7 protein-coding genes and 1 pseudogene are annotated in these 12362 nt (G+C 61.5%); 3 read left to right on the top strand and 5 right to left on the bottom strand.

All coding sequences use genetic code 11. The features are described 5' to 3' along the window. Positions 1–17: 17 nt before the first annotated feature. The 5 genes and pseudogenes from ACXHGZ_RS06125 to ACXHGZ_RS06105 form a co-directional block, all read right to left on the bottom strand. Positions 18–818 (bottom strand): hypothetical protein, encoded by an 801-nt coding sequence (locus ACXHGZ_RS06125; RefSeq protein ID WP_480462885.1) that lies wholly within the window; start codon positions 816–818, stop codon positions 18–20. 10 nt (positions 819–828) lie between these two features. Beyond that, positions 829–5064: an RHS repeat-associated core domain-containing protein gene (locus ACXHGZ_RS06120; RefSeq protein WP_480462883.1), complete on the bottom strand. Its 4236-nt coding sequence runs from the start codon at positions 5062–5064 to the stop codon at positions 829–831. A 3-nt stretch (positions 5065–5067) separates the two neighbouring features. Next, entirely contained in the window at positions 5068–5529 is a 462-nt protein-coding gene (locus ACXHGZ_RS06115) for a DcrB-related protein (protein WP_368829238.1), read from the bottom strand. 29 nt (positions 5530–5558) lie between these two features. Then, on the bottom strand, positions 5559–6143 hold the full coding sequence (locus tag ACXHGZ_RS06110; RefSeq protein WP_480462881.1) for a hypothetical protein: 585 nt from the start codon (positions 6141–6143) through the stop codon (positions 5559–5561). 59 nt (positions 6144–6202) lie between these two features. Further along, a pseudogene (locus ACXHGZ_RS06105) lies at positions 6203–6283 on the bottom strand (Rhs element Vgr protein); the annotation flags it as partial. A gap of 570 nt (positions 6284–6853) precedes the next feature. Here ACXHGZ_RS06105 and ACXHGZ_RS06100 point away from each other — a divergent pair. From ACXHGZ_RS06100 to ACXHGZ_RS06090, 3 genes are read left to right on the top strand one after another with little or no spacing between them, the layout of a single operon-like run. Beyond that, complete coding sequence (locus ACXHGZ_RS06100) at positions 6854–8092, top strand: exonuclease SbcCD subunit D C-terminal domain-containing protein (protein WP_368829240.1); 1239 nt, start codon at positions 6854–6856, stop codon at positions 8090–8092. After that, complete coding sequence (locus tag ACXHGZ_RS06095; protein ID WP_480462880.1) at positions 8089–11733, top strand: AAA family ATPase; 3645 nt, start codon at positions 8089–8091, stop codon at positions 11731–11733. The genes ACXHGZ_RS06100 and ACXHGZ_RS06095 overlap by 4 nt, the downstream gene beginning before the upstream one ends. After that, on the top strand, positions 11730–12323 hold the full coding sequence (locus tag ACXHGZ_RS06090; RefSeq protein ID WP_480462878.1) for a glutathione S-transferase: 594 nt from the start codon (positions 11730–11732) through the stop codon (positions 12321–12323). The genes ACXHGZ_RS06095 and ACXHGZ_RS06090 overlap by 4 nt, the downstream gene beginning before the upstream one ends. Positions 12324–12362 lie beyond the last annotated feature (39 nt).

The following is a 12362-nucleotide window of genomic DNA, read 5'->3' as shown; positions in this document are numbered from 1 at the left end:
AGAATTTTGCCTGAAAATCAAAACGTTAACTTACTTTTCTTTGCAGAGCGCAACGGTTTCCATGCAATTAATAACCCAGCAGCCCCAAGCTCGGCATTAACATATTCCAAGTTCTCCTCCTTGACCTCCCACACCCACATCCTATTTAAGCTTGGCTTTAACAGCCCACGCCGCTCTTCGCTAAGAATCCAGTCCTGCAGCTTGCCATCCCCTACCTGTAGATTGAGGTGCTCCTCATTTATAACGTTTAGCGGATACACCATCCTCAACATTTTATCCTTGTACCGTTCCGCCCCTTTAAACCTCCCTCCTGTTTCCTTGTTGAATAGTATTGGATTTTCGTAATCGTACACACTACTCAGATTTTCCCCGCCAGCATAATAAAAGCCTTCCGAGACATCGTCTACCGAATAAAATATTGCGTACCTGAATTCGCTCAACTCGCCCAACTTCTCGACAAACTCTAAAAATTTATCTTTTCCAAAATGTTGATCTAGGCATTGCGCATCGAAATGATAAAAACCTCCGAAATCGTTTGTCGTGTATCCGAATGAGGCATCCCAGAGATTACTGCTCTCGCTTGTACAATAAAGCCTGAACGATGTTGCCCTACCAGCTTCAATTTCACCTTTTAGTTTAGCCCTTGAAACTTCGATAAAGTCAATATCCTCGTCAGCTCTATCCTCACGATACCGATAATATCCTGAAGCTGTTACTTCAAGCTTTATAACCCGAAAAAAAAGCAATCCGATTTCGTATGCCAATTTAGCAGAAACCTCTTCAATCCCGTAAACCGCCATTGCTTTAGCTGCGCCCATATCATTCCACCTATATACTACCAATCAGATTATCCAAGGCACTCTTTACTTTCGAGGCATCATAAGGATGTCTCAATACAACAATACTTCCCTGCCCGGTGCTTGGCAAATTATTCATTGCCGCCTGATTCCGTACAGTTAATGACGGCAACTTCCTTCCCATATCAGTTTTAGACGCAAGCTCTATGGCGTGCACCCTTCCAGATTTATCAATAGCCATGATATCAGGTCGTCGCCCTGACACTCCTTTACCGCTGGCGAAGTTATATGATCTATTCAAATAGATTTCTTTGAACTTCCCGCTCATGGCCAGCTTATTAGCGATAACCTCAGAGAACTGGTTATGGCCAGGCGTACCATCTTTCTGGCCCTTTCCGAATATCTTGGTTCCATTAACGTCCCGCATTGAGCATGGAGAAAGCCCCAGAGGATCGACCCATGTAATCGGGCTGGGCACATAAGCATATATATTGCTTCCACCTTCTAATCCTATAGGATCCTGTGTAACGAAACGCCCGACTTCCGGATCGTAATACCTAAATAAGTTATAATATAGGTCAATCTCCAAGTCGAAATACTGCCCTTGGAAGCGCAGATTCTGCTCAACCTTATTGACGACTAATTGCTCAATCTCCCCCCACGAACGATACGTCGCCTGCCAAACGATCCCACCTTCGCTATCCGTCAGCTCCAGCGGCGTTCCGATCTGGTCAGTATGGAAGTAATAGACCTTCTGCCCTTCCCCTTCGACCTGATCGACGCGTGCCAGCGGCGCGTAACTCCCTGGCTCATAGAAATACAGAATGCTCTGTCCCGGCGTCTCCTCACGCAGCATCCGCAGCCCTTGCCACAGGAAGCGTTTCTGTTCGACCTCGCCGTTGATCTCCGACTGCTTCGCTATCCGCCGCCCCAAGCTGTCATAACGGTAGTGTCCAGTGCTCTCCAGCTTGCCATTGACCGTTGTTTCCGCCCGAACCAACCGGTTTTCGCAATCATAGGCAAAGTGCTGCAGCGTGCTGTGCCCCGAGCGCTTCTCGATCAGGTTGCCCCACGGATCGTAGCGGTACTCCTGGTCTCGCCACTGCTTGATCCGGTTGTCCTTGACCTTGTCGAACTGGCGCGCGTTGAAATCGAGTCGGTTGGCCGCCGCGTCGTAACGAAACTCTTCGCTTCCAATCAGCGAGCCGGTATCGCGGCTGCGTAATTGGCCGTTGGCTTCGTATTCGTATTTGACCTCGCCGCGCAGCTTGTCGAGCGTGCGTACCAGTTCGCCTGCAGGATCGTACTGATAACGGCGGTGGATGGGGTTATACGCATGCTCCACCAACAATGAGGTATTGATGCCGGTGTTATGCACCTGCGAGAGCTTGTCGGCCGGCAAGGTCGAGGCAAACTGCCAGGCCTTGCGCCCCATCGCGTCATAACCGAAGCAACTGGTGAGCTTGCCCTGGGTCCGATACACCTCGCGGTGCAGGTCATCACGCTCCATGTCGCTGATGACTTGGCCGTCCAGGTTCAGTTGGTGCAGGTGCCCGCTGCCGTAGTACAGGTGGTTGACCTTGCGGCCGTCCGGCAATGTCAGGGTGGTCAGGTTGCTGAGCGGGTCGTACTCGTAACCGAGCGTGCCGGCGGGCGTGATTTCTTTCGTCAGCCGGCCGAGCAAATCGTAGGCGTACTCCAGCTTTTCTTCCGTGACCCCAAGCTGCTTGCCGATCCCGGTCGGTTGCCGCTCGATGCTCAGCAACCGGTCGCCGTCGTCGTACGCGAAGGTCTGGCTCGCATCGCGGTTGATCTTGGCGACCAACCGGCCAATGCTGTCACGCTCGAACAGCGTGTGCCGTTCCGGGCGTTCGGCATTTTCGCCGTAGCCCATCTCATCCAGTCGGGTGAGATGACCACCTTCGTTGTAGGTGAAGCGCCGCATCAGGTTGTCCACCCGCACTTCTTCGACCAAGCGGTCCGATGCATCGTAGGCAAAGCTATAGGTCGCGTTGTTCTCGTTGACCAACGCGGTCAGGCGAATGGCTTTGTCGTACTCGTACCGCACCCGCTGCCCTTTGGCATCCTGGCGGCCGCTGGGAAGGCCTCTTGAAGTGCGCTGCAAGCGGGTGGTCTGGCCCTTGCCGTCGGTGTGGGCGATTACCTGGCCGAGGGGGTTGTAGGTGAAGGTTTCCGAGGTGCCGTCCGGGTGGATGATTTTCAGCACCTCACCGTCCGGCTTGCGCTCCAGCGTGGTCGTCTGGTTCAGCGCATCGGTGACGGCGACCAGGTGTTGACGCTCGTCGTAGCGGTAATAGGTGCTCTTGCCCGAGCAGTCCTCGAAGCCTTCGACCTGGGCGTAGGCGTTCCACCACAGGTACTTGGACTTGAAGTTCGCATCGATGATGGTGTGCGGCAGGCCATCTTCGCCGTTGAGGTATTCGGTTTTGTTGCCTAGTGGGTCGATCTCGGCGACCAGGTTGCCCTTGTCGTCATAGCGGGACTTCCACACGCTCCCATCCGGGAAACGGGTTTCGGTGACCAGTGGCGTCGCAAAGTGGTGCTTGTAGCTGATCTTGCGGCCCAGTGGGTCGGTTTCCTCGACCAGGCGGCCAAAGTCGTCGTACTTGAGCGCCAGCGGGTTACCGTCGGGCAAGGTGAGGCCGACGATGTTGCCGAACGCGTCGAAATCGATCTTGTAGCGTTCGCCACCAAAATCCCGGCTGGCGATGACGCGGTTGTCCTCGTTGTACTGGATCTCCAGTTCGCGGCCTAACACGTCGGTCGCGCAACTGGTACGTTGGCCGAAGTCGTAGCGGAAATGATAATGCTCGCCGTCGCTGGTCCAGTGCTCGACCACGCGCGGTTTACCGTCCTGGGTTTGCCAGCGGTATTCGCACATCAGGCCCAGCGCATTGCTGTGGCGTACCATCAGGCCGTCGGCGTAGTGGAAATGCCGGACGGAATCACCGTTGCGGTTGATGACCTCGATCAGTTGGCCGTTATCGTCATAGCGATAGCGCACCAGGGTTTCCACAGCGCTGTCGCCCACCACGCGTTTGACGTCGGTAAGGCGCCCCAATGGATGGTCGTAGTGCAAGTGGACACGCACAGCGCCTGGTGCTGTGATGTCCGTCAGGCTGCCATTTGCGCTGTAGGTAAAATGCAAATAATGGCCCAGCGCATTCTCCAGACGCTGCAAAGGGACCCTGCTATTGTCGTTCGGCACTTCGCCGAAGTAGAAAAAAACATTGTCCAGTGTTTGCAGAATGTAGTGCCCACCTGCGGTACGCACGAGGTGGATGTGCTCATGGGGGTTGTAGATGCTTTCGCCGGGCTCCAGATCGATGAACGGAACGCTGCGGCCTTGGTTGTCGGTGAGGTAGACAAAGCCACCCTTGCGGCGCAGATTCTGCTCCCAGGGCAAGATCCAACCCCGCCCCAGCGCACGCTCTACGGCAAGATCGCTAGCGTAGAAACGAGACCATTCGATAGGCATCAACCCCGGCAACACGAAGTCTGTTTCGTCGCCCAGCAGTTTACGGCCATTGGTCATGTCTACCGGGTTTCCGATAAAGCCACCAATCGCTCGCTCCACGGCGGGGCCAATGATGTAGCGCCCGGCAAGGTAGCTTGCCGCAATCGTGGCGCCTACTCGTAAGGCACAAGGGCCGGCGGCCTTGAGACCCGCCTGTAGGCCCAGACGGCCGACCGACCAGACCGAACGCCCCATGGACGCCACGACCATCAATATGTCGACGGTCACCCGTAGCCATTCGGGCACCTCCTCGTCCACCGGCAAATAGCGCGTGGTGCCGCCACCGATGTATACGTTGTTCGACCCGCCCGAAATCTTGGCGCCGCAGGTCAGCTTGTCGCCCTTGCGCGCAGCAGCCACACCGTTGATGAACACATTCGAGGAGCCCTCCGCCACCCGCACGGTCGCAGGGTGCTTCTCGCACTTTGCAGTACTCGATGTGGCGAGGGCCGCGTTCCGCTGGTTGATGAACACATTCGTCGAGCATCCGGCCCGTTCTATCTGTCCAGCCGGTGAACTGAACGTAGAGCCATATCGCTCGCCCATCATCGGAATCAGGCTGGCACCGAGACCGACGGCTGCTGCCAACAGAAAACCACCAAAACCGGCGGTACAAATGGTGAAGCTCGCCGCTGTAGCGATCACCAAGCCAATCACCGCCCCTGCAAGAAATCCGGCCAAAGCACCGGTATGCTCAATTTCATCACCCCAACGCGCAGCTTCGAACATGGTTCACCCCTGCGGTGTGGTTGCTGTGGCGCTGCTCTGGCGAGGCTCGAAGCTGTTCAACAGTGCAAGCCAACTGTCGTTCTGCTTCCCGTTGAAGTCGGCCTGGCTGGTCGTCGAGAACACCAGGATGCGCCCTGGGGCAACCTCGAATGCGGCCTGGCGTTGATAGACGGGGCGGCCATCGTTGAGGTAATAACCTTCTATCTGGACGCCCATCAGAGGCTGGCTGGACGATAACTGCGCAGGCTTGCGGGCGAGTACGGTGTAGCCACGCAGCTTGGACGCGATCAGTTTTACCTGGCGGTCGATATAGGCATCGAGGTTCTCGGCAGGCAGAACGTTGTCTCGCGAAATCGTGATGTTCAACGGTGCGGGGATATTGCTGCCCAAGATGAACATGTTCACCGTCCGATCCTGGAAGCCTTCCGGCAACGTGATGCTGCCTTCCTGAAGCTGATAGTCCATGGGTTTCAAATTCCATTTGAAAGAAAAAATTACTGAGCCGTCATCCCGGCCAGCATGGCATCGAACTCAATCAGCCAATCGGCGAGGGGCGCCTGGGCTGGGTCGATCTGGGTGGCCACCTCGAGCCAGTGGCGGATGTCGCTCTCGTGGGTGATGATCGTGCACACCGTACGCCCGTGCCGGCGCGCTTGGCCAAGCTGGAACTCATAGTCGAGTGCTACTGCCGGGTGCCCTGCCAACAACGATTCGGCCTGGCGTACCAAGGTCAGTTCGGTATGGCAGTCGCGCAGTTGCTTCACATACGCGTCTATGGCCGTGGGCAGTTCCAGGTCATCTGGTGCGCCTCTCAGGCACGCCCTGAACATGACCTCGCAGCCTGCGAATTCCAGCGTGGTTTCGACGGTTCGAACGCTAAAGCCTGCGGGTACCCGCATATCGAGCCCGGCGATACGTAACGCATTGCTCTGCGCATTCAAGGGCAATGCCTGGACAGCAGCGGGCATCGCGCTCAGGGCTTGGGCGGCCTCACGCTCCTGCTCGGCCTGTCGCCGTGCGAGCGCTTCGGCAGCCTCACGCTTTTGGGAAATCCTGTCGTAGATGCTCCTGGTGGCCATCGCTACGCCCCATTCGTTGATATCGACACGGTCACCGCCGTGGCGATTGCTTCGATCGGTTCGGGGTTGCCCAGGTTGTGAAACTTGAACAGGCGACGGTTCTGCGGCGACAGCAGCGCTGCGGCCAGGTCCATGGTCATGCGAGATCTCCTTGAAAGTACGGCCAGCACGCCTATGCGATGCTCAGCTGCTCCGATCCAGCGGGCACATCCCAGCCCGCACTCTGCCTAGCGCAAGCGACCATCACGATGGGTTCACGCGCCGATATGCCACGCGCGGCAGAGAGGCCAAAAGAAAACACCGGTAAAAGCTGCACTGTCAACGTGCTGCGGCCCGTCAACAATTGGCGAGGTAGAGTGGCCAGGTGACGCCAATTTGGCACCACCCATGCATTTCTTCCCCTTCCAAATAGCAGCGGCTTTCGCTGAATGCCCTGCCGCAGAGGGGTTTGCAGGTACGCGTCAGCGCACAGTAGAAGTGGTTTCCGACCTGCTCATGCCAGCGCCTACCGCGCCCGACACACACGCGAAGAAAAGTGTTTCATAACGTGGACTGGCGTTCCAAAACGCCAATGGCGGATACCCGGCGCTGCGGCTCAGCCTTCACCCTGCTCCCTCTCCGGCCGTGTTGAGTTACCATAGCCGCCCCTCTGAGAAGCTCATCATTCAAGCGAAGCACAAGCTTGCTTGACCCCACTCGACAGGTCATCCATGCGTCTGTTTCACACCTCCGACTGGCACCTGGGCCAAAGCCTGCACGGCCAGGAACGCGACTTCGAACATGCCTGCTTCCTCGACTGGCTGCTTGGCCAGCTGCGTCTGCGCCAGCCCGATGCCCTGTTGATCGCCGGCGATATCTTCGACACGGTCAACCCGCCGGTCAAAGCCCAGGAGCGGCTCTACGACTTCATCGTCCAGGCCCATGAGCAACAGCCCAAGCTCGACATCGTGATGATCGCCGGCAACCACGACTCCGGCTCGCGCATCGAGCTGCCCGCGGCCTTGATGCGGCGCCTGCGCACCCACGCGCTGGGGCGGGTGCACTGGCTCGACGAAGGCCTGCTGGATGCCGAGCGGCTGCTGATCCCGCTGACCAATGCACGCGGCAAGGTCTGCGCCTGGTGTCTGGCCCTGCCCTTCCTGCGCCCGGCGGAAGTCACCGGGCCGCAGCTGGGCGACGACTACCTGCAAGGCATCACCCAGGTACACCAGCAACTGATCGAAGCCGCCCAGGCCAAGCGCAAGAAGGACCAGGCCCTGGTCGCCATCAGCCATGCACACATGGCCGGCGGCGCAGTGTCCGAGGACTCCGAGCGCAGCCTGGTCATCGGCAACGCCGAAGCCTTGCCGGCGCGCCTGTTCGACAAGGCCATCAGCTATGTCGCCCTGGGCCACCTGCACAAGCCGCAGCGGGTCAATCGCGAGGAACGCATCCGCTACAGCGGCTCGCCGATCCCGCTGTCGTTCGCCGAAATCAACTACCCGCACCAGGTGCTGGAAGTGGAGCTCGACGGCGCCGAGCTGGTCAGCGTCGAGGCCCGCCTGGTACCTCGTGCGGTGGCCCTGCAACGTATCGGCCCGGCACCGCTGGGCGAGCTGCTGCAGCAATTGGCCGACCTGCCGGTGGTCGACCTGCTGGAAGACCCCAACCGCCAGCCCTGGCTGGAGGTGCGGGTGCGCCTGGACGAGCCGCAGCCGGACCTGCGCCAGCAGATCGAAGGCGCCCTGGAGGGCAAGGCCGTGCGCCTGGTGCGCATCAGTGCCGAGTACGCTGGGCGCGGCAGCCAGGACGAGGATGAACGGGCGTTCGTCGAGCTGTCGCAGATGACTCCACAGGACCTGTTCAGCCGCGCCTGGGAGCAGGCCTATGGCAACCCCGTCGACGAACAGGCCCTGGCCGACTTCGCCCTGCTCCTGCAGGACGTACAGCAGGAGGAGGTGCAGCCATGAAAATCCTTGCCATTCGCCTGAAGAACCTGGCCTCGCTGGCCGGCCCGATCGACATCGACTTCACCGCCGAGCCCCTGGCCAGCGCTGGCCTGTTCGCCATCACCGGGCCCACCGGCGCTGGCAAGAGCACCTTGCTCGATGCCCTGTGCCTGGCGCTGTTCGGCACCGTGCCACGGCTCAACGATATCGGCCGGGAAGCCAAGGTGCCCGACGCCGATGGCGAGATCGCCACCTACGACCCGCGCAACCTGCTGCGCCGCGGCACCGGCAGCGCGTACGCCGAGGTGGATTTCGTGGGCATCGATGGGCACCGCTACCGCGCCCGCTGGGAAGCCAACCGCGCCCGTGAAAAAGCCAACGGCAAGTTGCAGCTCAGTCGCCAGAGCCTGTACGACCTGGACGCCGAGCAATTGCTGGGCAGCGGCAAGAACGAATACAAGCAGCTGGTCGAGGCGCGCCTGGGCCTGAACTTCGAGCAGTTCACCCGCGCGGTGATGTTGGCCCAGAGCGAGTTCGGCGCCTTCCTCAAGGCCGACGACAAGGACCGCAGCGAACTGCTGGAAAAACTCACCAACACGGCGATCTACACCCGCCTGGGCCAACGCGCCTTCAGCAAGGCCCGCGAGGCCGGCGAAGCGCACAACGACCTGAAGAAACAGGCCGAGCACCTGGTGCCGATGGCCGCCGAGGCCCGCGCCGAGCTCGACCAGCAGCTGGAGCAGGCCCAACAGCAGTTCAAGGCCGGCCAGGCGCGCCAGCGTCAACTGGAACAGCAGCGGGCCTGGTTCGACGAACACAGCAAACTACAGGCCCAGCACGCCGAGGCCCAGGCCGCCTTGCTAGCGGCCGAGCAAGGCTGGGAACAACTCGCCGAGCAGCGCCTGGACCTGCAACGTCTGGAACGCCTGGCCCCCCAACGCCACCAGTTCCACCGCCAGCAGGTATTGACCGCACAACTGGCGCCCCTGGCTGCAGAACTCGTCGACCAGCAGCGCCAGCAGGCCGACCTGCAGGTCCGCACCAGCGAACTGGAGCAAGCGCTGGAGGCCGCGCGCCAGACCCTGGCCCACAACCAGGCCCAGCACAGCGAAAACGCCCCTCTCCTGCGCCAGGCCTTTGCCGCCCAGGACAGCCTGGCACGCCTCGACCAGGCGCTGGCCAGCCAACGCAGCGCCACCCAGCAGGCTGACCAGGACGTCGCCGACGGCCAGCAGCAGGTGCAGCAGCTCGAGGAACACCAGCAACGCAGCCAGCAGCACCTGGCGCAGATTGACATGGCGCTGGCCGACAGCGAGCACCTGGCGGGCCTGGCCAGCGCCTGGCAGGCCTACCTACCGCAACTCAAGCAGGTGATGCAGATCGGGGCGCGCCTGGCCAAGGGCCGTGAAGAGCTGCCCGGCCTGCAGGCCCAGGCCAGCCAGGCCAACGCCCAGCTGCAAAGCCAACGTGACGCCTTCGAGCTGCTGTTCCGCGAAGCCGGGGCCGAACCCCAGGCCCTGGCCGAGCAGGTCGACCTGCTCGGCGCCATGCTCCAGGACAACCGCAAGCAGCAACGCGCGGTCGAGGAGCTGTCGCGCCTGCAGGCCCGCGAACTGGAACTGCGCCAGTTCGTCGCGACCTTGCGCGAGCGCCAGCAGCAGGCCATGCAGCAGCGCCAGCGACTCATCGGCGAAGGCACCGCGGCCAAGGCCGAACTGGAAACCGCCGAGCAGGCACTGGCCCTGACCCGCCAATTGCTGGAACGCCAGCGCCTGGCACGTACCAGCAGCGTGGAAGAGCTGCGCGGGCAATTGCGCGATGGCGAACCCTGCCCGGTCTGCGGAAGTGCCGAGCACCCGTTCCACCAGCCCGACGCCCTGCTGCAGAGCCTCGGCCGCCATGACCAGGCCGAAGAGGACGCTGCCCGTGCGCAGGTCGAGCGCCTCAACACCCGCCTGGTGGAGCTGCGGACCGAGCTGGGCGTGGTCAATGCCCAGCTCAAGGACTTCCAGCAACAGCAGGTGCAACTGGGCGAGCAGTTGCAACCCCTTACCGAACAGCTCCAGGCGCATGCCTTGTGGCCGGCCCTCGCCCCGCAGGACGACAACGCCCGCCGCACCTGGCTCGACGGCCAGCTGCGTCGCCTGGGCGAAGAGATCGATCGCGACGAAAAACGCCAGGCGGCCCTGCTGGCCCTGCAGAAGGACGCCGCCCGTCTCACCCAGCAGCTGCAGGCGGCAAGCGAGGCCCAGCAACAGGCCCAGCGTCACCTCGAACAGCAGCACCAGGCCCTGGCCACCGACGAGCAGCAACTGCAACAGGGCTTGAACGACCTGGCCAACGTGCTGCCTGAGGATATCCTCCAGGCCCTGCGCGACGACCCGGCTACGGCCTTCCTCGGCCTCGACCAGCAGATCGCCCAGCGTCGCCAGCAGCTCGAGCAACGCCAGGACGAACAGCAGGAACAGCAGGCCCGCCAGGTCCAGCTGGACAAGCTGCGCGACCAGCAACAGGCCCGCCTGGCTGCCCAACAGCAGCTCCGGCACACGCTCGCCACGCTGGACGAACAGCGCCAACAGGCCCTGGCGACCTTAAGCGAGCTGCTCGGCGAACAGGCCAGTGCCGAAGCCTGGCAACAGCACATGGACACCCAGCTGGAACAGGCCCGGGTGGTCGAGGCCGAAACGGCCCAACGCCTCCAGGCGCTGCACACCCAGGACGTGCAACTGGCCAGCGAACTCAAGGCCAACAACCAGCGGCAACAGGCGTTGGAGCAGGAATGCCAGCAACTGCAGGGTCAGATCAGCCAATGGCGCAGCGAGCACCCTGAGCTGGACGACACCGGCCTGGAACGCCTGCTGGGCATCGACGATGCCCAGCTCGGCGAACTGCGCCAGCGCCTGCAAACCGCGGAGAAGGCCATCGAGCAGAGCCGCGTGCTGCTGCAGGAACGCGAACAACGCCTGCAGCAACATGCCGAGCAGGGCCAGGGCGATCTGGCTGCCGAAGCCCTGCATCAGGCCCTGGCCGAAATCGGTCAGCAGTTGGCCCTGCAGGAACAGCACTGCGCCGAGCTGCGCGCCCGGCAGGCCGACGATCAACGCCGCCAGCAAGCCCACCAGGCCCTGGCCGAACAGATCGAACAGGCCTACCAGCAATGGCAACGCTGGGCACGCCTGAACGCCCTGATCGGCTCGGCCTCGGGGGACGTGTTCCGCAAGATCGCCCAGGGCTACAACCTCGACCTGCTGCTGCACCACGCCAACAGCCAACTGCGCCAGTTGGCCAAGCGCTACCGCCTCAAGCGCGGCGGCAGTGCCCTGGGCCTGCTGGTGCTGGACACCGAAATGGGCGACGAGCTGCGCTCGGTCCATTCGCTCTCCGGCGGCGAGACCTTCCTGGTGTCGCTGGCCCTGGCCCTGGGCCTGGCCTCCATGGCCTCGAGCACCTTGCGCATCGAGTCGCTGTTCATCGACGAGGGCTTCGGCAGCCTGGACCCCGAATCGCTGCAGCTGGCCATGGATGCCCTCGACGGGCTGCAGGCCCAGGGGCGCAAGGTGGCGGTGATTTCCCATGTGCAGGAAATGCACGAGCGCATCCCGGTGCAGATCCAGGTGCGTCGCCAGGGCAATGGCTTGAGTGACGTGGAGGTGTGCGGGTGATTCTCTACTCGTTCCGTCGCTGCCCTTGGGCCATGCGCGCACGCCTGGCATTACGCTATGCAGGCTGCCCGGTGGAGGTCCGCGAGGTGGCAATGAAGAACAAGCCGGCCGAGCTGCTGGCCTTGTCGCCCAAGGGCACGGTGCCGGTGCTCGATACCGGTGCCGGGGTGCTGGAGGAAAGCCTGGACATCATGCGCTGGGCGCTGGCCCAGAACGACCCACAGGACTGGCGCCTGCAGGCCGACCCGGGCGGCGCGCAACAGGCCGAGGCCTTGATCGCCCGTAACGACCGGGACTTCAAAGTACACGTGAACCTGTACAAGTACGCCGAGCGTTACCCCGACCACCCGCGGGCGTTCTATCGTCAGCAGGCCGAACCGTGGCTGGTCGAGCTCGAAGGGTTGCTCGAAGGCCGGCCCTACCTCTTGGCCGACCATCCGAGCCTGGCCGACGCCGCCCTGCTCCCGCTGATGCGCCAGTTTGCCGGGGTGGAACCTGACTGGTTCGCCGAAGCACCCTACCCCCGGTTGCGCAGCTGGTTGCAAGGGTGGCTCGAGTCGGCGTTGTTCAAGGCCATCATGGCGCGCTGAACAGCCCTATAGGTATACCCCTGGCGTTTCGAGCACTTC

Source organism: Pseudomonas shiyinii, from assembly GCF_056725765.1.
The sequence above is the reverse complement of the archived record's forward strand: the minus strand, read 5'-3'. Positions and strand labels throughout refer to the sequence as shown.